The following is a 23,166-nucleotide window of genomic DNA, read 5'->3' as shown; positions in this document are numbered from 1 at the left end:
CTGCATCCCTTATTAATCTTGCCATTACCAAGTAAATCAGGTAATGCAAGCTTTTGCCTGCTATAATTTGTGAATTTTTTATTTTGAATTACTAAAAAATATGATTATCAAATTTTTACTCAGTTCTTATCGTAAAATTCTCTATCTCTTTCTTAACGTCTTTAGCGGTTTGTTAAAAAAAATTAGTCATTTTTCACGCCAGAAGAGAAAAATACAATTTATTCTTCTCTTCACATTCATGCTAGTGATGACAGGATGTAATTTCTTTAGTATCAATTCAAGTAAAGAACAACTTCCAGCAGTATCCTCACTCACACCACCAAAATTACCAGACTGGATTGAACAAATAAGTCCCATTGGAGATGCAAAACCCCTCAACCAAATCCGCATCCGTTTTCAAGAAGCTTTAATCCCAGTTGAAAGTCTTGATAGTCCAGAACAGCAAAAAATATTACAAAAATTTGCCCTTTGGCCGCCTTTACCCGGTCAATTTCGCTTTTTAACACCACGCATGGTGGGATTCCAAGCTGAAAAAGCATTACCAATAGCGACAAGATTTCAAGTTACTCTTAAAGCAGGTTTAGCCGATTTAAAAAATCATCGCCTAGACAAAGATTTACCTTGGACTTTCAACACTGAATCCATAAAATTAACTAATTTACCCGGTGTCAATCCCATAGAGAAAGCTGATATCGAACCAATTGATTTACAACAGAAGTTACAGTTTACTTCCAATGTAGAATTGGATTTAGCTTCTGTACAAGAACATTTACAGCTAATTCCCGAAGGTAAAAGTAAAGGTACAGGTTTTAAAGTTGAATTAAACAAAGAAGAAAAACCATTAAAAAATGAAGAAGATCCTTTAGAAAAATTTGACCCTTCAGCACGCAATTGGATTTATAATCTGATCCCACAGCAAAATCTAGAAAAAGCAACTAGTTATCGCCTGGTCTTTTCCCCCGGAATACGTCCTGCTTATGGCAATCTAGCGACAGAGAAAGAATTTGCTAGTAAATTAGCAACTTATTCGCCTTTAGCATTTCAGAAAATTAACTATTACGGACAGCCGGATTCAGGCGGAACATTTGGACGATTTGTTAAAGGCAGCCCGCAGCTAGAATTTAATAACATTTTATTAGCAGATTCAGCTAAAGAAAACATTACTATTAATCCAGCACCAAAAGAAATTTCGAGAATTTTGGAAGTTAATGATGAAGATAAAATTGTCGGCATTAATCCTTATGCGCTAGAACCTGCCAAGACTTATACAATTACTATCGGCGAAAACCTCAAGGATAAGTTTGGGCAAACTTTGGGTAAACCTGTCACCCTTAAATATGATACTGGAGATTTAGCTGGGGATATTTGGGTACCATCAGATTTGAATATTTTCCCTACAAGTAAAGATTTACAGCTAAATATTAGTACGGGAAATTTGCCAGAATCTAAATATAAAGCCGCTTATCGAGTAGTTAAACCGACAGATTTAGTTTATTTTAATAATAGTAGTGATTTATTACCACAACCTGCTGAATGGCAAAGCTTTAAGGTATCGGGTAAGAAAAATCAATCAGTTGATATTGCTGTTCCTCTGCGGGAAAAAATAAATTCTACTACCGGCATGTTAGCTTATGGAGTCCAAGCCCGCACGAATAAATATCAGGAGAATGGCAAGGAACTGTGGCGCGAACCTACGACTTATGGCATGGTTGAATTGACAAATTTGGGCGTATTTACTCAGTGGTTTCCTGAGTCAGGGTTAATTCGTGTCAATCATCTTACAGATGGTTCGCCAGTTCAAGCGGCTGCTGTTGAAATTTATCAATCAAAATTACAAGCAAAATCTCGTCCAGAACCAGTACCTTGTGCAACAGGTAAAACTGATAACAATGGAATTTTTAGAATTATTCGTGAAGGATTACAGAAATGTTATTCTGGTAATGAAAGCTCTAGTAAATCACCACAGTTATTAGTAATTGCCCGCGAAAATCAAGATTGGGCATTTGCTAGAACTGAAGAATATAGCGGTGTTTATGGCTACGGCATTGATGCAGGTTGGCAAGATAAGAAGCCAGAATCACGCGGGATAATTTTCTCGGATAGACAGTTATATCAACCAGGTGAAAAAGCTTGGTTGACTGGTTTTGCAGACTATTTACAAAATGGTGCGATTCAGCAAGATAAAAATGCTGCTTACCAATTAACTTTGGTAAATCCCGATGGTCAAAAAACCAGCTTAGGTACGCAAACCACAAATGAATTTGGCAGTTTTTCTCTGGAACTGCCAATCAAAACTACTCAGCGCTTAGGCTACTATACAATCCAGGCGAAAGGTAAAAATGGACAAGAAATTTCTGGAGAATTTCGGGTAGCTGAGTTTAAACCACCCAACTTTAAAGTCGAACTCAACTTAGATAAAGAATTTGCTCTCATTGACGAGAAAGTTAATATTAATGCTACAAGCAATTATTTGTTTGGTGCGCCTGTAGAAGGTGGAGAAGCAAAATATTTTATTACTCGCCAGCAGGCTGATTTTGTTCCTAAAGGTTGGGAAGAATTTACTTTTGGTAGGCAATGGTTATGGCCGGAGGAAACCCCTACTATATCTACTGATGTATTGCAAACTAATGCCCAACTAGATGCTAATGGTAAAGGTAGTCAAATTGTAAATGTGGCTAATGATTTACCATATCCGATGACTTACCAAGTAGATGTGCAAGTTGCAGATGTTTCTAATCTGTCAGTAGCGAATTCCAAAACATTTACAGCTTTACCGAGTAATCGCCTTATTGGATTAAAAAGTAATTTCATCGCTGATGCTGGTAAGGCTTTCCCTATTGAAGTGATTGTTACTGACCCTACAGGAAAACCAATCGCAGGTCAACGAGTGCACCTGGAATTACAACAGATTAAATACAGCAGCGTTACGCAGTTGGTGGAAGGTAGTCAAACTCCAAAAAATCAAGTTGAATATAAAACGGTAGGACAAGATGAAATTACATCTGCTAGCAATCCGCAATCGGTAAGTTTAACAGCACCGGAATCTGGTTCATACAGGATTAGAGTTAATTTTAGTGATGCAAAAGGTGAATTAAGTGCCACAGATTTACAAATTTGGGCAACTGGAGAAAATCCAGTATTTTGGGGTTCTAAAGAAAAAGATGTCTTAGAAATTAAATTAGATAAAAAAGAGTTTAAACCTGGTGAAACTGCTACTGCAATAATTCAATCTCCTTATCCAGACGCAGAATTGTACTTTGCTGTAATTAAAGATAAACCTCTTTATCAGCAGATTACCAAAGTTCAGGGAGGCACACCAAAAGTCCAGTTTCAAGTTACACCAGAAATGCTGCCAAATGCAGCCATTGAAGCTGTATTAGTTAGACAAGGTAAACCCATAAACCAAGTGGAAGCGGGAAGTTTAGATAACTTGGTGAAGATTGGTTTCACACCTTTTAAAGTCAATTTAGAAGATAAGTATTTAAAACTGCAAGTTAAGCCAGTGCAAGCATCATTAGAACCTGGTGCAGAAGAAACGGTACAGCTAGAACTGAAGGACAATCAAGGCAATCCCGCCAAAGGACAGTTTACAGTCATGGTGGTAAATGAAGCGGTGTTACAACTTTCTGGTTATCGTCCGCCAGATTTGGTAGATACAGTTTATGCAGAACAGGTAATACCTACCCGCTTTAACGATAATCGCGCGGATGTTATATTACAAGCACAAGATGTAACTAAACCGAAAGGTTGGGGTTATGGCGGTGGTTTCTCAACTGGTGCAGCCAATACTCGCACTCGCACCGATTTTCAAGCCTTAGCTTACTACAACGGTTCTGTGCTTACCGATGCAAATGGGAATGCACAGATAACCTTTAAACTCCCGGATGACTTAACTACATGGCGAGTGATGGCTGTGGCCACTGATGGAAATCTGCGTTTCGGGAATGGGGAGGCGACGTTTATCAGCACCAAACCACTGCTAACTAATGCCATCTTGCCACAGTTTGCCCGTCCAGGCGATCGCATTCTCGCTGGCTTATCTGTAACTAACAACACTGGGAATACAGGAAATCTCTCAATTAATGGCGAACTTAGCGGTAATGTGAAGTTTGCTGAGAAAAACCCCACAGCGACTACTTTGCAAACCAAAGCTGAATCCGCAACTCACGCTTATCGCTTCCCCATGCTGGCAGATAGTGTGGGAACTGGTAAAGTTCGCTTTACGACTCAGTTAAATGGTACAGCCGCAGATGCTTTTGAAGTACCCTTGGAAATTAAGCCAATTGAAATTACAGAACAAGTGGTTGAATCTGGCGTCACTGAAAAACAGGTGAAGATTCCCTTAAATGTTGATAAAAATACCTTTCCTGATGCAGGAGGTTTAGATATTCAGTTGGCGAGTACTTTGATTCCAGAAATTAAAGCACCAGCAAAACAGGCTGTAGAAGATGATGATTTACCATTTACAGAACCGGCGGCGAGTCAATTAATAATTGCTGCTAATTTGCAAATTATTGCACAGAAATATGGTCAGACATTTACAGAATTTAATCCTAGCCAACAAGCGAATCAAGCAATTGAAAAATTACAAAAACTCCAAATAGCTGATGGTGGTTTTGCTGCTTTCCCCGGACAAGAAAAATCTGACCCTTGGGTTTCTTCCTATACGGGTGAATCTTTGGCTAAAACAAGTCAGGTGTTCCCTAATTTAGTTGATTCTGCAATGGTGTCTCGCCTGAAAGCCTATTTACAAAAAGTTCTAGCAAACCCCGGAGAATACGACTTTTGCAAACAACTACTCTGTAAAAGGCAACTGCAACTTAATGCTTTAATCTCATTAGCAGAATTAGGAGATAAACGCAACACTTTCCTCGCAGATATTTATGAACAGCGCAATAATTTTGATGTAGCAACTCAAATTAAACTAGCGCGATACTCATCTCAATTCCCAGAATGGCAAGATGAATCTCAACAATTAGCGAACAAACTGCAACAGAATGTCTATGAAACTGGCCGCACAGCAGTTGTGAGTTTACCAACTAGTTGGGGATGGATGAGTTCATCTACTACGACGCAAGCACAAGCTTTACGCTTATTTATTGCCAAACAGAGTAAACCCGAAGTTATAGATAAATTATTTCAAAGTCTTCTGGCATTACGACGCGATGGTACATGGCAAACCAACTATAATAATGCCCAAGCTTTAACAGCTTTGGTAGAATATAGCCAACTGCAACCCACACCACCTAATTTTGTTGCCACAGTGGAATTAGCTGGTAATAAGTTAGGAGAAAATCAGTTTAATGGCTATCAAAATCCCAGCTTACAGCTAAATGTGCCGATGAATAAATTACCTCGTGGGCGTAATGATTTAACCCTGCAAAAATCAGGTAATGGCACTTTACACTATCTGGTTGCTTATAATTATCGCTTGCAAGGTAATCAACCAGGCAGGTTTAACGGACTACGCATAACACGAGAAATTAGTCAAGTAAATAAAGAGAAAGTTTTGCAAAAAACAGGTCTTTATGCTTTCGATAAACCCTTGACTTTAGCCTCTGGACAGGTGTTTGATATTGGTTTAGAAATTATTGCCGATCGTTCTGTGGATCATCTGGTGATAAAAGATCCCCTACCATCAGGTTTTGAGGCGGTGGATGCGAGTTTTCAAACTGCTACAGCTGCATTACAAGCAAAAGCCGATAGCTGGGAACTTGGTTTTAAGAATGTGTACCGCGATCGCATTATCGCCTACGCCGACCACCTGGAACCAGGAGTTTATAGTCTGCATTACTTAGTCCGTTCTGTGACACCTGGGACATTTTCTTGGCCTGGTGCAGAAGTTCACCTGCAATATGCGCCAGAAGAATTTGGGCGTACTGCTGAGTCTACATTAATATTGGAGGATGGGAAGTAATAATTGTACTTAATTACATTTCTGCAACTGCAATTAAAGTACAATAAAACAAATCACAATAAGATTCAGTCTGTTTAGCTTGGATAAACCCCAAGAGTTAGTATTAACTAAATTAGGAGAAGGACTACCCGCTATAACTCCATCTTTTGGAGCAGCTTTAGCAGAAGCTTGTGCGGTGTGTTTGGAGGATCGAGGTCATTTACAGGGTGTAGAACTTACAGTTAATGGAGACTTTACTACCACCTTCAGACTATATTGGCAAACCGTTACACAGCAAATGCTCCGCTGCTGGAATGATGAAGAGTTCACCACAGAACAAGCAGCCTATGGTATTGCCTTTATGCTCATCAGACAATTGACTCAGTTTACAGTGATTGAGCGATCGCGCAAAGGCACTGGATTTGATTATTGGTTAGGTAGCGAAGATGAAGCAGGTGAACTTCCATCAATTGACTCAGTTTACAGTGATTGAGCGATCGCGCAAAGGCACTGGATTTGATTATTGGTTAGGTAGCGAAGATGAAGCAGGTGAACTTCCATTTCAAAATCAAGTAAGACTGGAAGTTTCAGGTATACGTAAAGCAGATGATAACAGAATTAGAGCTAGAGTCAAACAAAAAATCGAGCAAACTAATCCTTCCGATGGCGAATTTCCTGCCTACGTTATTATTGTTGAATTTAGCAGACCCCTATCTTTTATTGTGGAAAAATGAGTCAGATTCAGGAGTTGCATAAACAAGCGATGGATTTAGCCGAAGCAGCTTTTACTGCTAAACTCAGAGGAGACTTAAAGCAAGCTAGTCAAGTTTCTCGACAAGCTTTTGAAAAAGAATCTCAAGCTGCTGCACTGATTGCCAATCAACTTGATGCCGAACCGACTCGTTCAGTATTGCATCGTAGTGCTGCAACTCTTGCAATAGACTGTGGTGAATTTCAAGCAGCAGAACATTTAATTGCGATCGCATTATCAGGAAATCCACCCCAAGAAATTGCCCAAGAACTAAAAGATTTATTCATTCAAATAAATTTGCGCCCATATTTAGAACGTCATGGGCTTACTTTTGATGAAGAAAAGTTGAGGAATCTGACGGTAGATCAATAGTCAAACTTAGCCAAAGAATTATTGCGTAGTATTTATGAAGATGGTACTGAATACTTTACTATCAAAACTATATAAGCTTTTGTAAAAAGAGCGATCGCACTACCACTACTGAGACAAGAGTAGGCGATCGCTTTTTTCTTGTGCATTTTTGCAAGATATCGCATTATCGCCTACGCTGACCACTTCAAACCTGGAGTTTATAGCTTGCATTACTTAGTTTGTTCTGTGACACCTGGGACATTTTCTTGGCCTGGTGCAGAAGTTCACCTGCAATATGCGCCAGAAGAATTTGGTCGTACTGCTGAGTCTACATTAATACTTGAGAATGTAAAGTAATTATTTATACTACTTTTAGCTACAACAAGTCTAAAAATATTTCCAAGTATATACTCAAATTTTAGCTAAGGTAGAAGGTCTAACCAGCCGATTTGGTTTTTATGAGCGCAGGAAACGCTCATATAAGACCCTTTCTTAACAAGCGTACTTAAGTAAAGGCTACGTTTATTACATAGATATGTTGAAGTTAAAGTAAAAACAATAACAGTAAATTACCTGGTTACAATTTAGCGTTAGCCTCAATACGATATAACACAATACACCTAAAACCCTGATGTAGAGGTGAGATTTATCGCGTGTGTAAAAGGCCAATTATCTACACACTCTTAACTAAACCTGCAATATCCAAATTAGACATTATTTGCTATTCAAATAGTGGGTTTTGAGCTAATGATTATCAAAAAAGTTTTGAGAATTTAACAATCAAACTTTGAGCAGATTACCCTTCCCACAACAAAGTCGGAAAGTTACTTCTGCTTGAATATTAAACATTGAAAATCAGCACAATTAAAAATGCAACAAGTACTAGCATTGATTGAACAAAAAAAACAAGAATTTGCTCAAGTGCCCTTGTTTAATTTTATGCAAGATAAAAGTATAAATCCCAGACAAAGGTTAGCTTGGGCACCATGTGCTGCTCATTTTATTATGAATTTTGGAGAACTGAATAAGTATTTTTTGCGAGTAGAACCAACAAACGATCCAATTCAGACATTAATTAACAAACATACTTATGAAGATGACCATCATTGGCTGTGGTTTCTGGAAGATTTGAAGAATCTAGAATTTGACAAAACCTTGCAATTTAGTGATGCATTGAAATTTCTTTGGAGTGAAGAAACTCAGAATGCTCGCTGGTTGAGCTATCAACTCTATCGATATACTTTGCAAGCTACTCCTATTCAAAAAACAATAGTCATTGAAGTTACCGAAGCAACAGGTAATATAATGTTTTCTATAGCAGCAGAAATTGGCAAAGAAATTAAAGCAATTACTCAAAAACCATGCCGATATTTTGCAGATTTCCATTTGGATGTTGAAACTGGTCACATGACAGGTTCATCTGGAATAGAGCAATTGTTACAAGATATTCAACTATCAGAAGCAGCCCAACAAGAAGCTTTTGAACTAGTTGAAAACTTATTTACAGTTTTTACCCAATTTACAAACGGTCTTTTGGTATATGCCAAAAACCATAAAGTTGAGCAACCATTGAAAACTGCATAAATTAATCAGCAAATTTATTTAAATTGAAAATTAATACCTAATTCAAGCCGGAAGGAGAAATTTTACTATGTCACAGCACGTACAAAATGTTGTAATTGTCGGTGGTGGTTCAGCAGGTTGGATGACGGCAGCTTATTTGAGCAAAGCCTTGAAAAAAAATGTTCAGATTACCTTGGTAGAGTCTTCTAATATTACAAAAATTGGAGTTGGCGAAGCAACTTTTAGTAGCATCAAGTCATTTTTTGATTTTCTGGGATTACAAGAGTATGAATGGATGCCAAAATGCAATGCTACTTATAAAATGGGGATTAAATTTGTTGATTGGAATTCCGATCGCAGACACTTTTACCACCCTTTTGAAAGATTTGATTTTATTGATGGATTCAGTATCTCTGAATGGTGGTTAAAACTTAAGAGTGCCAATGAGGCATTTGATTATTCCTGCTTCATGGCACCGACGCTGTGCGATCGCCAAAGGTCTCCGAGATATCTTAATGGCAAAATCTTTGATGACAGAGTAGAACATTTATTCTCAGAGAAACATTTTTCTGAAAAAAATCTCATCACACTTGCTGATGCTGAAGGGCAATATCCTTACGCCTACCATTTTGATGCAAATCTAATTGCTAGATTCTTGAAAGATTATTCAATACAGAGGGGCGTGAAACAAATTGTTGATGATGTGGTAGATGTAAATTTAACCGAAGATGGAAGCATAGATAGTCTCAACACTAACGAGCATGGCATTATCAGTGGAGACCTTTTCATTGACTGTACTGGTTTCCGTGGTCTTTTGATTAACAAAGCTCTTGGTGAGCCATTCATTTCTTATTCAGAGTCGCTACTGTGCGATCGCGCGATCGCCATACAGATACCAAGCGATATTCAGAAAAATGGCATCAACCCTTACACAACTGCAACTGCTCTCTCATCAGGTTGGGTCTGGAATATACCTTTGTATGGCAGAGATGGTACAGGATATGTTTATTCTAGCGCCTTCATCTCTGCACAGGAAGCAGAACAAGAATTTCGTCAGCATCTAGGAAATGTTGCTGATAATTGCAAAGCCTCTCATATCCAAATGAGGATTGGACGTAACAGAAACTCATGGGTGAAAAACTGTGTAGCAATAGGGCTTTCCAGTGGCTTTGTTGAACCATTAGAATCTACTGGCATATTTTTTATTCAGCATGGAATTGAAGAGTTAGTCAATCACTTTCCAGGGAAATCGTTCAATGAAGAATTGATCCGCAACTATAATAGAGCGATCGCTAACTGTCTAGATGGTGTTCGGGACTTTTTGGTACTCCATTACCGTGCCAGCGATCGAGCAGATACAAAGTTTTGGCAAGCAACTAAGCAAGAAATTAAAGTTCCTACGGAACTGCAAGAAAAGTTAAAGTTGTGGAAAAGCAGATTACCAAATAAAAAGAATATCAATCCATATTTTCATGGCTTCGAGACATACTCTTATTCGGTAATGTTACTTGGACTCAATCATAAGCCTGAAGGTAGTTTACCTCTCTTGGAGCATCTTGACGACGAAAAGGCGCTAGCTAAATTTCAGGCAATTAAGGAAAAAGCCAATTACCTGAGTACAAATCTACCCTCTCAATATGAATACTTAACTTATGTAATTAAGTCTCAAGAACAGTCAGAATACCTCAGCGACAATCATTTACCTACTTCATCAGTGAACGAGAGCGCATATCAAATTCCTGTGCCAATTTAATATATGACTTACGCAAACAATAGTCAAAGCTTTGATTTTCTTCTTAGGACAATTCATGAATTGCCCCTACTCCGTGTACTTTTCCGTAAGTCCGATAATAATTGAGGAGAACCCAAAATGACAGCGAAACAAATATGCGTGATTGGGGCAGGCGTGAGCGGATTAGTCTCAGCCAAGACATTTCTTGAAGAAGGTTACGAGGTTACATTGTTCGAGAAACGGCAGGAACTTGGCGGTGTGTGGGAAAGGTCGAGGGCTTACCCAGGACTCTCGCTCCAAAATCCCAGAGACACCTATGCTTTCTCAGACTATCCTATGCCTGCGTCCTATCCAGAATGGCCTTCAGGAGAGCAAATATGCGCTTACCTTGAATCCTATGCCCAACACTTTGGTGTCACAGAAAAAATTCAGTTCGGTGCAAAAGTAACTAAAGTGGAGCGCAAATCAGGAAATACTCCTGGATGGATGGTTAGTGTTAGCTTTCAAGAAGATGGTAAGGAGATCGGAAAACAAAATTACAACTTCGACTTTGTGATTGTATGCAATGGCACTTATGATATTCCCTACATTCCTAACTTGCCAGGAATGGAAGAGTTCATTGCCGCCGGAGGTCAGATAATACATACTAATAACTTTAATGACGGCTCTGTAATTGAGGGCAAGCGAGTGGTTGTTGTCGGTTTTGGCAAGTCAGCCACCGATCTAGCGAATTTCGCAGCTAGCAAGGCTAAGGAATGTACCCTTGTGTTCCGTCAAGCGTTGTGGAAATTTCCCAACTTCTTTCTCGGTTTGTTCAACATCAAGTATATTTTCTTGACTCGGTTTGCAGAAACTTGGATGCCCTATCATAAACTTCAAGGATGGGAAAAATGGCTGCATAGTTTTGGCAAGCCACTAGTGTGGGCATTCTGGCGGCTAAATGAGACTATCATGCGTTTACAGTTTCCGCTTGATGCTTGTGGGATGGTGCCCAAACAACCGATGAACAAATTGATTGGTTGTAGTGTCGGCTTGGTGCCTAAAGGCTTTTTTGAGCATATACGCGCAGGCAAAATTCGTGCTGTGAAGACAAAAATCGACAAGTTTTTTGCTACTGGCGTCGAATTGGATAACGGCGAGCAAATACAGGCAGATATTGTTGTCTTTGGCACGGGCTTTCTTCAGGATATCCCCTTTTTAGAAGAGAAGTACCGCAGACACGTATTTGATGAGGAAGGCACTATCCATCTTTACCGCCATCTCATTCACCCTCATGTTCCCCAGATGGGTTTTGTTGGTTATAACTATACTTTCTGTGCCCAGTTATCAGCAGAAATTAGTGCTAGGTGGTTATCAGAGTATGTCAAAGGAAATATATCTTTACCATCCCCGCAACAGATGTTAGAGGATGTAACGGCAGAGTTGGAATGGAGGAAGAAAGATAGACCTTATTCTTTCGTCAGTGGAGCATGTGTAACTCCTTTTACATTCCATTACATTGATGAATTGCTTCAGGATATGGGTCTTAGCACCCGCCGCAAACCAGGAAACCTGCTTGCAGAGTTGATGATGCCAGCAGACCCATCTGCCTACAAGAATCTCCGACAGGAATTACAGGCAAAACAACAGCCATCTCTTAATGATTCTGCGATCGCCAAATTACAAAAGCGATGTCTGCGACAAGACGAAACGTCTACGCACTCATACATTAACCATTAAATTTTTCAGACTTCACTACTACCCATTGCGTCACAGCCGCCATTGCTCGCCAACCTAAAAATTTACCAATAGGTTCCGCCCGTTGGATGGCAATACGAGTTAAATTGCCACCGACTCGTTCATGCCATTGAAATAAAGTCTGCTCGCCCTCAACTGTGACAACATTGGCCACTAAGCGTCCACCCGGCCGCAGTGCTTCCCAGCAAACATCAAAAAGTCCCATTGCTGTCACCCCACCACCAATAAAAATGGCATTTGGTGCCGGCAAATCTTTCAGGGCATGGGGCGCTTTGCCTTCAATGATTTGCAGATTTGGAGTTCCGAGAGTGGCGGCATTATCGGCAATATACAGTAGTCTAGAGGAGTTTTGTTCGATCGCGATCGCTCGACATTGCCCATTACTCCGCATCCATTCAATTGAAATTGAGCCGCAACCCGCACCCACATCCCACAATAACTCTCCTGGTGTAGGTGCTAAAGCTGTTAGGGTGATTGCCCTAACTTCACGCTTCGTTAACTGTCCATCGTGGTGGTAGGCGTTATCTGGCAATCCTGGTAATCTTGGTAATGAAATAACCCCAGTATCAGCAATACAATTAACTGCGATCGCATTCAAAGCCGCAACTTCGGTTTCACTCCAGGATGCAGCCGTACCTTCTACAATTCTTTCATGAACGCCGCCCATACGCTCCAATACAGCGAGCTTACTGCCACCATAGCCGCGATTTGTCAAAATTTGAGCAACCAGCGCTGGGGTGTCTTTACCCTCACTCAAAATCAACAGTCGCGCTCCCGGATAAATGTAAGACTGGAGTAGGGAGGATGGACGACCATTCAAACTCAAGGTTTCTACCTCAGTCAAAGACCATCCCACCCTGGCACAGGCGAGGCTGAAGGCTGAAGGTGCGGGGATAATCGTCATTTCAGAAACGGGAATTCGCCGCGCTAAGGTGACACCAATGCCGTAACACATCGGATCGCCGCTTGCGAGTACGCAGATTGACTGACCCCGGCGCTGAATGATTTCCTCTACTGAAGCACTAATGGGAGATGTCCAGACTAGTTTCTCACGTCGATCGTCTGTAGGAAGCATTGCTAAATGGCGATCGCCTCCTACAATGACTTTCGCTCGATCGATTAAAGAACGAGCGATCGCGCTTAACCCCTGTAATCCATCTTCCCCAATGCCAACAATAGAAAGCCATTTTTGTATCATGCTAATTCATGATTAATTACTTCATAACGTTATTGGCAGGAACTTTTAACTGATAATTCCGAGATTGTTGTAGATTTCGATCAGATTGCCATCGGGATCGCGCAAATGAGCTGTGCGGATTCCCCAGCTTGGGCGATCTTGTGGTTGAGTCACAACGAGCGCATTTTGAGCCTTTACTTGCTCATAGACCTCATCCACGTTATCCACTGCCAAAATCAAGACTATTTTATCTCGATTGACAACGTATGAAGGTTGTTCAATTCTTGGGACTACTTCAGCCATTAATTCTTGTTTGAGTAAACCCAGCTTGAGATATCCGGTATTAAACTCAGCATATCCGCTATTTTCATCGCCCCAATCGACATCAAATTTCAGCAGATCCCGGTAGAACAGAAAAGAATCTTTGTAGTTGGAGACAAGCAGTCTCAGGTGTGTTAGCTGAAGCTTCATATCTGTTGGGTTAGTCTACTAACTGTGAATTCTAGGTTCTGGGTGCAAAGTCGCCAGCAACTCGCTTTCGACAATTGCTAATTCATCAAGCCGCTGCATAACAATTTCTTTGTCGAAATAAGTAGCAGCTAAAACCCAATATATACCGTAGTGACGCGCTTCGGATGCCATTAGCCCACGATAAAATTTTGCTAACTCTGGCTCTGGACAGTGAGCAGCTAATAGTCCCAGACGTTCGTGAGAGCGAGCTTCAATTAAACCAGTGACTAGTAAGGAATCCAAAAATCGCTCAGGTTCTTTGGGGCGTACTTGAGCTTTTAAACCAGCACCGTAAGGAGGCGGTGGTAGGGGAGCTAGGGGAATATTTCGGCGTTCTAACCATTGGTTGACTAGCTCAAAATGTTCTAGTTCTTCGCGGGCGATCGCAGTTAACTCCCGAACCATTTTAGTATTGGAAGGGTAGCGAAACATCATGTTTAAGGCTACGCCTGCTGCTTTGCGTTCGCAGTGGGAGTGGTCGAGTAAGATGATATCTAAATTAGCGATCGCTTGTTCTAACCAAGCAGAACTAGTAGGCTGTTTCAGGGCGTTGATAGTGGATAACTGAGTAAGCACAGAGTTAATCAATTTTGGATTTTGGATTTTGGTGAGGTAGCCCCCGTCTTGGCGGTTCCCGTCGATGGGGGACTACCGAACCCGAAGGGATTTTGGATTTTTCAATAGTTTAAACTATTAGTCCACCAAAGAAACTTTGCGAGATTTATCGTCAGAAAATCAAGTTCTTTTCTCCCTACCTTCCCTGCTCCCCTGCTCCCCTGCTCCCCTGCTCCCCTGCCCCCCGGTCACTGAGCGTAGCCGAAGTGCTGCCCCCTGCCTCCCTCATTCCTGCTGCTGCCGTTTCTCTATGTCTTGAGTAGAAATCATACTGCTGACTTTCTCTACATCTACCATCATCAAAACTGCTCCTTGCATTTCAGCACCAAACAGCGGAGTAATTGCCAGGTAACATTTTATTTGCCTACCTCGACGATTGGTAGCATCGAGGATCGTTTCTTGAAACTGCTTTCTCCCGGATAGGGATTCACGAATAGGCGATCGCAACTGCTCGACGGGTAGCCCAATATCTAAGCTGAAAATAGACTTGCCGATCACTTCATCAGTTCGCAAGCCCCATAAATCTTCTACCATGTAATTCCAAATAGAGATATTAAAGCTGCTGTCAATTACCACTATTCCCGTTTGCAGACTTCTGAGAATAGAAATTAGACTAATATTTGTGTGATTAAGTTCTGTGGTGCGCTGGTTCAGTTCGCTATTAATTGTCTGTAATTCTTCATTAGTAGATTGGAGTTCTTCATTCATTGTCTCCAATTCTTCATTGGTAGATTGGAGTTCTTCGTTAGTAGTTTCTAACTCTTCATTGGTAGATTGTAATTCTTCGTTGGTAGTTTCTAATTCTTCATTGGTAGATTGTAATTCTTCATTGGTAGTTTCTAATTCTTGTTGGGAACGTTTCAACGCATCTTGAAGTTTAATATAACGGCTGACATCGTGAAAGGAAATACTGACTCCTAATAAGCTGTTATCTGTTTCTTGTAAAGGCGTAATTTGTACATCTAAATATTGAATTTCTGTGTTAGATATATAGCGCTCTACATTTGTTAGGCTCACAGTGCGGCGTTCGGTATAAGCCCGTTCAATTAGCGATCGCAATTCAACAGGCCGATAGGAAAGTTCTAGATCCTGGAAGGGACGAGTTAAATCTTTGGGGAAAAGGGCGAACAAAATTCGCGCTTGCTCGTTCACCATTACCAGAGTGCCATTGGTATCAATGACTATTTGGGCGATTGGAGTTGTGTCAAAACCCATATCTCGCAATCGGACATTTTGAGCCAAACGGTTGCTAGATTCGTCATCTGCGGGATTTGCCATAACTAAAAGGCGATCGCGTAAATTCACCGTCGATACTTTAGTAAATATTCGGTTTTTCAAGTCCAGCGGCGTAAACAAGTTAGAATGCATCAATAGCATCTCTGCTTTTCCTAAAAACAAATAGCCATTCTCATTTAGTGCAAAATGAAACCGGGCTAGAATTCGCCCTTGAGTCTCAGAATTAAAATACATTAATGTATTGCGGCTGACTAATAAATCTAAGCGCGAAATGGGTGCATCTTGAAGCAAATCGTGGCGACCAAAAATCACTGAGCGGCGCAAGTCTTGGCGGAAAACATGGCGGTTCCCGACAAATTCAAAGTATTTCTGCCGCAGTTCATCTGGTATAGATTGGACATCTTTTTCTGAATACACGGCTTGCCTAGCCTGGTTGAGAGCATCTTCATCTACATCTGTGGCGTAGATTTTTACTCGTTGACGAAATTCCTCTGCTCCCAATATTTGGGCCATCAACATTGCCAGGGTATAAGCTTCTTCTCCAGAAGCACAGCCAGCGCTCCAGATACGGATTTGCTCGGATGCTTTTTTATTGTTAATCAGATTAGGCAGTATTTGCTCTGCTATTTCTTCCCAAGCTGATGAATCTCGAAAAAAAGCGGTGACGTTAATTAAAATCGTATTGAAAAGATGATTAAATTCTTCAGGATAAACTTCTAGATAGTCTTGATACTCTTCAAAATTTTCTATGTTTAATGACTGCATCCGCTTGAATACTCGACGTATCAAAGTCGAGCGCTTATAGCCTGTAAAATCAAATCCCCGGCTTTGTCTGAGATAAACCAGTAAATTTTCAAATTTAGGATCTTTTTCTGCGGAAGTCATAGTTTAAGGGGGCAGGGGGCAGGAACAAAGGAGTGGAGTTATAGATTATGCTTCCACAAGTATCAAAGACTCATTAACGGAGTTCTAAGCTTCATTAATGGAGTTCAAAGCCTCATTAATGGAGTTCAAAGCCTCATTAATGGAGTTCAAAGACTCATTAATGGAGTTCTAAGCTTCATTAATGGAGTTCAAAGCCTCATTAATGGAGTTCAAAGCCTCATTAAACTATGTTGACACTAAGTTAGTTGCACTTTAATACATATTTCCTCTACTCCCCTGTCCCTATGCCTCTGAGTTTAGTTAAATTTTCCCATGATTAAACTTACCAGGGTGGTAGAAATTTCATCAAGAGGTAGAATAAAATCTACATTGCCAGTGTTAATTGCGGCGGAGGGCATCCCCGCAAATTCGGCGGTTTTTACGTCTTGGACAATGACAGTACCGCCCATTTTTTTAATTGCTTCTATTCCGATTGTGCCATCGCTACCCGTTCCACTTAGCACAAGAGCGATCGCTCTGTCTTTGTAAGTGGCTGCAACTGATTCAAATAATAAGTCAGCCGAAGGACGTAAAAAATGTACTAATTCCGAGTGTGATAAGGAAAGTGTACCGTCACCGTTAACCAACAAGTGACGATCGGGTGGAGCAATGTAAGCCGTTCCTGGGGTAAGGGAATCTCCTTCTTGTGCCTGTTTGACAGTAATATCTGTGCGGCGACTGAGAATTTCTGCCATAAACGACGGATGTTCGGGAGCCAAGTGTTGCACAATGGCGATCGCGGCGGGAAATTCTGCTTTTAGAGTCGATAGCACCTGAATTATAGCAGTCAATCCACCTGCGGAGGCTGCGATCGCCACTATATCAAAGGCAGCATTAGTAAAGTGAGGTGGATGATTTTTGGCATTTTCTGCCATTTCAATCATGATTTTGCGCTTATGACTATTTGCCTAACTTCTTTAGTTACAAATAGCATTAATTAAGTGACAATTTATTATTTACATATATTATACTGTATATTTGAACTACTTCAGCATTTTTTTGCCTTTAGCGATCGAATTCACAGGTTAATCTTCCTGCTCTAGAATACGTTTCGCTTCCAAAAGTTGCTGCTTATGTTCCTCACTAACTGTTGGGTATTGCAGATTTAGTTCTTCTAATTTTGTGCAGATAATATTGGCAACGGTCAGGCGTGTAAACCATTTGCGATCAGCAGGGATAATATACCACGGTGCCCATTTAGTACTAGTATTATTAAAAACTTCTTCATAAGCATTCATATAATCATCCCAAAAAGCTCGTTCTCGGACATCATTATCTGAAAACTTCCAATTTTTATCAGGAGAGTCAATCCGTGCTAAAAAGCGTTTTTTCTGCTCTGACTTAGAGACATTTAGAAAAAACTTCAAAATGATTACACCATTATCAACCAAATATTTTTCAAAGTTATTGATTTCTTCAAAACGCTGTTTCCATATCTTATTGCCATTAGGAATGTAAGGAAGTTGTTGTTTTTGAAGCATTTCTGGATGGACGCGAACCACTAGCGCTTCTTCATAGTATGAGCGGTTAAATATGCCAATTCTTCCTCTTTCTGGCAGAGCTTTCATTGAGCGCCACAAGTAGTCATGGTCTAATTCTTCCGCACTGGGGCCCTTAAAACTAAACACCTGAAATCCCTGTGGATTAACACCAGAAGTTACGTGTTTAATAGTGCTATCTTTGCCAGCAGCATCCATTGCCTGAAAAATAATCAACAGAGCATAGGTGTTTTGAGCATAGAGAATATTTTGGTAATTAGCTAGTCGTTCAATATCTACCTTTAATTTGGTTGCAGCATCAGCTTTTTGATGAAAATCAGTTTTATAAGCTGGGTCATAGTTTTTTTTCAGAGAAATCTTTGAACCAGGTGGAACAATGAAAGCATCATGATTCATCTATAAAATCTCCTAACAGCTATTTAATACCCAAGCACATTTTGAAGCGTTAATCCCTGAAAGTTATAATTTATTAATAGTAATACCAATTTGAAAAAAGAAAAATAGACCATTTGTAGAGACGCGATGAATCGCGTCTTTACCCAAGGATGTGTTGCAATCATTAATTGAATGGGTATAAGAATTCAGTACCCAAGATTCATGAGTCAAAATTGATCGGTAATTTAGAATAATTGATATATTTATTCACCAAAGTTTATCCTGATTTTTTAACCATTATGTGTTATCCAGAAACCTTGTAGAGAGTTAGCACTACTACCTCTCTACATTCTTTTTCACTCATCTCTCTATGAGAAAACTTAGTTACGAATTACTTCCGTCGCTTTGGCATAGGACGCATTGCTTCACGTCCCAAGATAAACATCCCCGTAATACCTAAACAGACAAACCAAATATATTGATACCAATATTGCCGAATTTGTACAACTGTACTGGTTTTTGGATGCAATGTATTTAAGTATAGCAGCAACATCAATATCATCAGTGCCCCAAAACCAACAAGGCTCAAGCCAATAAAAATTCGTGCAGAACGCAGTTCAAAATCACTAATAGTATTTAGGTCAATTTCTGCCAGTTCCTTAAAGGAGTCATCCGCCAAAGATGAGGCTGCTTGGAATCTATTACTCAGTTTTGATGGCAAAATCGGCGACAGTTTCGCTACAGTTGGGCGACGAAGTAAAGCCTCAGTATCTCGCAGCAGTTCCAGTGGCTTACGGGTAGTAGTTGGTTGAGCAAACTCTATGTTGTCTGTAGGAGTTGAGGCATTAGCTTTGCTTTCAAAATCCATAGTATACTTCGGAAAAACCAGGATATACATAGCCTAGCGAATCAAAAGACAAATGCGTGAAAATAATTCGTAATTTGTAATTAATTGATTTTTGAGAAAAATACCAATCATTCTACATTACTGATAAATTCTGACTCCTGACTCGTGGGTGCTGAATTCTTACTGAAAAACTATTCGTCCATTTCTTTTAATGTAGCTAATGCCGATGGAGATAAACGACTGAGATAGCGGAATATCCAATATTTAAAGATAGTATTTAAAATCACAGGAAATGTAGCAATAAAGAAAAAGATTACATTTCTAGTGGGTGGTAGACCTAAATGTTCTGCCAATCCTGCAAGCAGGACTTCCCACCCATCTGGTGAGTGAAATCCGACAAATATATCTGTAAACAGAATAATTAAAAAAGCTTTGGCACTATCGCTCAGACCAGAGACAATGGTATCCATAAAAGACTTAAGGATCGCAATTTCTCTTTTGCTCATGGCGATAACTATGCCAAAAGAAAAAAGTGATATTAAATCTGCAAAAACATTACTAATACTACTATTACTTTTTCTGCTAAATTCTTCCGATATTTCAATTGCTTTACTTTTAATTTTTTCTTGTGTTAACTCTGAAGAAAGTGCTGGTGCTTGATTAATAAAATATTCAAATCTCAATTCTTCTTGAAAATTATGAAATTCATGGAGAGCTTCTTTTTCCATATCAGAATTGATGAATATTGTAGTTGCATTATCTCCTCTAACCCTTTCTAGTATTGGACTTACAATATATTCTTTAGAGAAATATTGAGTTAAAAGCGGTACAAGAATGAGAACTATCAAAAATCGCAGGGCAATTATTGTTCTACCTTTAGAAAGGCGATAATTCCTGATAAATTCTTCTTCTGTCTGCGGTGCGAAATCTGCTTGAATTTTATTAATCCTTCTGCCGATAGAACTCTTAGGCAATCTAGGTTTTGGAATTGGAGGGTTAATTTGAGGAGCGTTTATATTAGATGAAATTAGCTGTTTTTTTATTTCGTTATCATTAATGTTTAAAGGCTGATATGGTGACACTAAAGAAGTATTATTAATTACTTCATCTTTGATAGCATATTTCTCTACTACTTCATCAATAACCTTCAATTTTTCTAATAAAACCGAATTAGAAATATTGACAATTCCCCGACTAAGGTGGAATTCCGCAAGCCTGATCTTAATAATAGTTAGGTTCTTATTAAGATATACTTGCCAATAAGACATTACATTTTCAGTATATTTTACTGATTGTAAAGATATTTTTTTGCTATCAAAATGTTCGTTCTCAATGTTTTTAATTCTCTGAGCTGCTTGGTAAGCTTCTAAAAGTGCCCTTTCTGGCGTATCTGAAAACCAACGCTTAAGCGATCGCAAATATTTTTGGAATGTTCTGGTAAGTGAGTTTTTCATTACATATATGACTTTTAGATAATGTGTATTATAGTTATATAATCATAAAAAATGGGTAATACAGCTAAATAGTTAGTCCATCCAGATTCAGGTAATACTCCCTGATGCGATGTCTAGGAAGGGCTACGTCTACGCTAGCAATTTTATATTACCTGTATCAGATGCGGCATAGATTGGCACTGGTTATTTATATTGGCAGTTTATCCATTACACTGTCATTATTGACACTAGAGGTCAGTATTTATGCTCTATATAAAAGCCTTGATTGTAACATTTCACAATCAAAGCAAATTTTTCACTATGCAGAGTCTATCACTGTTAAAGGGAATAGGAAGTAAAGATGTTGCTTTCTCATCTCCCTTATCCCTCTATTCACTACTCGCCACTCCCAAGTTTTAAATTATGAGTTTGAGTCTATGCATGATTGTGAAAAACGAAGCAGCAACACTGCCTAAATGCCTGAGCAGTGTGAGAAAAGTAGTGGATGAAATGATAGTCTTGGATACAGGCTCAATCGATCGCACTCCCAATATTGCCCAACAACTCGGTGCAAAAGTTCATCATTTTAAATGGTGTAATGACTTCAGTGCTGCCCGCAATGCAGCTCTCAAATATGTCACTGGTGATTGGATTTTGGTATTAGATGCTGATGAAACTCTAACTCCAACAATTGTACCGCAGTTACGAGAGGCGATCGCAAGAGATGAATATTTGCTCCTCAACCTCGTCCGCCAAGAAGTTGGTGCAGAACAATCTCCCTATTCTCTAGTTTCCAGGCTATTCCGCAATCATCCAGATATTCGTTTTGACCGTCCTTACCATGCCTTGGTAGATGATAGTGTGTCAGAAATTTTAACCAAAGAACCTCACTGGCAAATAGGTTATTTACCTGGGGTTGCCCTTGTACACACAGGATATCAAAAAAGTGCGATCGCTCAAAATAACAAATATGCCAAAGCTGCTATAGCGATGGAAGGGTTTCTCGCAACTCATCCCAACGATCCTTATGTTTGCAGTAAATTAGGAGCGTTGTATGTGCAAACTGGGAAAATTTCTCAAGGTATGGATTTGCTAAGACATGGAATCACCGTTGCTGAAGACAACTACGATATCTTATATGAACTCCACTATCATTTAGGCATTGCCTACAGTCGCTTGCAAAAATCCCCACAGGCGATTTATCACTATCAAGCTGCCATCAAATTGCCAATTTATGCCATGCTCAAACTAGGAGCATACAACAACTTGGGTAACTTACTCAAAGCAGCAGGAGATTTCAACGGTGCGAAAACTGCTTATATCACAGCTTTGAAAATCGATCCCACTTTTGTTTTTGGACATTATAATTTGGCGATGACATTTAAGGCTTTGGGTTTATTTGCAGATGCGATCGTATATTATCAACATGCAATTACCTTAAATCCCAACTATGCCGAAGCATATCAAAATTTGGGGGTAGTGTTGCTCAAAGTTGGCAATCATCAAGATAGTTTAGCAGCTTTTAGAAAAGCGATCGTCCTTCACGAAAGGTATAATCCCGAAGAAGCGAAGAGACTACGCCAGGGATTGCAGGAAATGCAGTTGATGTAGGGCATTGGGCATGGGGCATGGGGCATTGGGCATTGGGCATGGGGCATTGGGCATTGGGCATGGGGCATGGGGCATTGGGCATGGGGGCATTGGGCATTGGGCATTGGGTATGGAGGAGAATAACAAATGACAAATGACAAATGACAAATGACAAATAACAAATGACAAAGGTTGTTTGTGTGAATATGCGGAACGTCAAAAACTTTAAGCTGGAAACACAAAACATCAGACTGAAGTATAGTTCGATACAGTTAAGTTAACTGTATTGACTTATAGTCTCAAGACTTGCCTCCCCTAGTTCTCCCCGATTGTTACCTAATCTAAAAATACCAACCCAAAAGTAAAAATCAAAACTTTTGGCAGTATCAAACTTTTCATTATTTTATCAATGAAGAAATAAAGTTATTTCGTATATTTTATTCGTATTCGGGATGTTGGCAGCATAATTGCCTTCACGGGCATAATTTTTTAAATAATACAACAACGTAGATGCAATAAGTATCTGAGGAAGTAATACCTATGCTTGAAACCTATCTTATCCACACCGAAGCTGATTATCGTGCTGCACTTGATGAAATTGAAAGATTGTTTGATGCAGAACTAAATACACCAGAGTTTGACCGCTTGGAAGTTTTAACTACGCTTGTGAAAGCATACGAACAAAGGTATTATCCAATCGAAGCACGAGATCCTATTGAAGCAATCTTATATTATCTTGAATCCCGTGAGTTGTTTTTAAATGACATAGAGCCAATGAAACAAGCGATGTTTTACTAAAAACCCCTGGAACTTGAACTTCAGAACTCGGAACTTGAGCATCAGAACACGAAACTTGAGCTTCGGAACACGAAACTTGAGCTTCGGAACACGAAACTTGAACTTCGGAACACGAAACTTGAGCTTCGGAAC

The 23,166-nt window shown here is 39.7% G+C and carries 17 protein-coding genes and 1 pseudogene; 10 read left to right on the top strand and 8 right to left on the bottom strand.

Translation table 11 applies throughout. The annotated features are described in order from the left end of the window. Positions 1-238: 238 nt before the first annotated feature. The 8 genes and pseudogenes from RM049_RS25510 to RM049_RS25475 all read left to right on the top strand — a co-directional run bounded on the left by RM049_RS25510 (position 239) and on the right by RM049_RS25475 (position 12,012). Positions 239-5,917, top strand: a complete 5,679-nt coding sequence (locus RM049_RS25510; protein ID WP_322706145.1) for an alpha-2-macroglobulin — start codon at positions 239-241, stop codon at positions 5,915-5,917. A gap of 79 nt (positions 5,918-5,996) precedes the next feature. Beyond that, positions 5,997-6,389: a hypothetical protein gene (locus RM049_RS25505; protein WP_322706133.1), complete on the top strand. Its 393-nt coding sequence runs from the start codon at positions 5,997-5,999 to the stop codon at positions 6,387-6,389. Then, positions 6,367-6,630 carry a hypothetical protein gene (locus tag RM049_RS25500; protein WP_322706132.1) on the top strand — a complete coding sequence of 88 codons (264 nt, stop codon included), beginning with the start codon at positions 6,367-6,369 and terminating at the stop codon, positions 6,628-6,630. The genes RM049_RS25505 and RM049_RS25500 overlap by 23 nt, the downstream gene beginning before the upstream one ends. Further along, positions 6,627-7,019 carry a hypothetical protein gene (locus RM049_RS25495; protein ID WP_322691112.1) on the top strand — a complete coding sequence of 131 codons (393 nt, stop codon included), beginning with the start codon at positions 6,627-6,629 and terminating at the stop codon, positions 7,017-7,019. The genes RM049_RS25500 and RM049_RS25495 overlap by 4 nt, the downstream gene beginning before the upstream one ends. A 153-nt stretch (positions 7,020-7,172) precedes the next feature. Beyond that, positions 7,173-7,355 (top strand): annotated as a pseudogene (locus tag RM049_RS25490) (hypothetical protein); the annotation flags it as partial. 513 nt (positions 7,356-7,868) lie between these two features. Further along, positions 7,869-8,582 (top strand): hypothetical protein, encoded by a 714-nt coding sequence (locus RM049_RS25485; RefSeq protein WP_322706130.1) that lies wholly within the window; start codon positions 7,869-7,871, stop codon positions 8,580-8,582. A gap of 67 nt (positions 8,583-8,649) precedes the next feature. Further along, positions 8,650-10,314, top strand: a complete 1,665-nt coding sequence (locus RM049_RS25480; protein ID WP_322684125.1) for a tryptophan halogenase family protein — start codon at positions 8,650-8,652, stop codon at positions 10,312-10,314. 117 nt (positions 10,315-10,431) lie between these two features. Continuing rightward, a complete protein-coding gene (locus RM049_RS25475; protein ID WP_322706129.1) occupies positions 10,432-12,012 on the top strand; it encodes an NAD(P)/FAD-dependent oxidoreductase in 1,581 nt (526 codons plus the stop codon). Here the strand turns inward: RM049_RS25475 and cbiE are convergent. The 8 genes from cbiE to RM049_RS25435 all read right to left on the bottom strand — a co-directional run bounded on the left by cbiE (position 12,002) and on the right by RM049_RS25435 (position 20,667). Further along, positions 12,002-13,228 carry a precorrin-6y C5,15-methyltransferase (decarboxylating) subunit CbiE gene (cbiE, locus tag RM049_RS25470; protein WP_322706128.1) on the bottom strand — a complete coding sequence of 409 codons (1,227 nt, stop codon included), beginning with the start codon at positions 13,226-13,228 and terminating at the stop codon, positions 12,002-12,004. The genes RM049_RS25475 and cbiE overlap by 11 nt on opposite strands. Before the next feature lie 45 nt (positions 13,229-13,273). Next, positions 13,274-13,678: a VOC family protein gene (locus RM049_RS25465; RefSeq protein WP_322672331.1), complete on the bottom strand. Its 405-nt coding sequence runs from the start codon at positions 13,676-13,678 to the stop codon at positions 13,274-13,276. 18 nt (positions 13,679-13,696) lie between these two features. Then, entirely contained in the window at positions 13,697-14,293 is a 597-nt protein-coding gene (locus RM049_RS25460; protein WP_322668290.1) for a tRNA-(ms[2]io[6]A)-hydroxylase, read from the bottom strand. Between the two features lie 264 nt (positions 14,294-14,557). Continuing rightward, positions 14,558-16,453, bottom strand: coding sequence for a CheR family methyltransferase (locus RM049_RS25455; RefSeq protein WP_322706127.1), 1,896 nt, complete (start codon positions 16,451-16,453; stop codon positions 14,558-14,560). Between the two features lie 296 nt (positions 16,454-16,749). Beyond that, on the bottom strand, positions 16,750-17,376 hold the full coding sequence (locus RM049_RS25450; protein ID WP_322706126.1) for a chemotaxis protein CheB: 627 nt from the start codon (positions 17,374-17,376) through the stop codon (positions 16,750-16,752). A 141-nt stretch (positions 17,377-17,517) separates the two neighbouring features. Next, on the bottom strand, positions 17,518-18,387 hold the full coding sequence (locus RM049_RS25445; protein WP_322684131.1) for a polyphosphate kinase 2 family protein: 870 nt from the start codon (positions 18,385-18,387) through the stop codon (positions 17,518-17,520). 370 nt (positions 18,388-18,757) lie between these two features. Next, complete coding sequence (locus RM049_RS25440) at positions 18,758-19,234, bottom strand: hypothetical protein (RefSeq protein ID WP_322706125.1); 477 nt, start codon at positions 19,232-19,234, stop codon at positions 18,758-18,760. Between the two features lie 170 nt (positions 19,235-19,404). Continuing rightward, the gene (locus RM049_RS25435; protein WP_322706124.1) at positions 19,405-20,667 is read right to left on the bottom strand and encodes a proton extrusion protein PcxA; all 1,263 of its coding nucleotides are present in this window, start codon (positions 20,665-20,667) and stop codon (positions 19,405-19,407) included. Positions 20,668-21,087: 420 nt separating this feature from the next. Between RM049_RS25435 and RM049_RS25430 the strand changes: the two genes are divergently transcribed. Together RM049_RS25430 and RM049_RS25425 are read left to right on the top strand one after the other, a co-directional pair. After that, complete coding sequence (locus RM049_RS25430; RefSeq protein ID WP_322706123.1) at positions 21,088-22,257, top strand: tetratricopeptide repeat protein; 1,170 nt, start codon at positions 21,088-21,090, stop codon at positions 22,255-22,257. Between the two features lie 519 nt (positions 22,258-22,776). Then, positions 22,777-23,034, top strand: coding sequence for a transcriptional regulator (locus RM049_RS25425; RefSeq protein WP_322672338.1), 258 nt, complete (start codon positions 22,777-22,779; stop codon positions 23,032-23,034). Positions 23,035-23,166 lie beyond the last annotated feature (132 nt).

The organism is Nostoc sp. DedQUE04 (assembly GCF_034530995.1).
Classification (GTDB): Bacteria; Cyanobacteriota; Cyanobacteriia; order Cyanobacteriales; family Nostocaceae; genus Nostoc.
The sequence above is the reverse complement of the archived record's forward strand: the minus strand, read 5'-3'. Positions and strand labels throughout refer to the sequence as shown.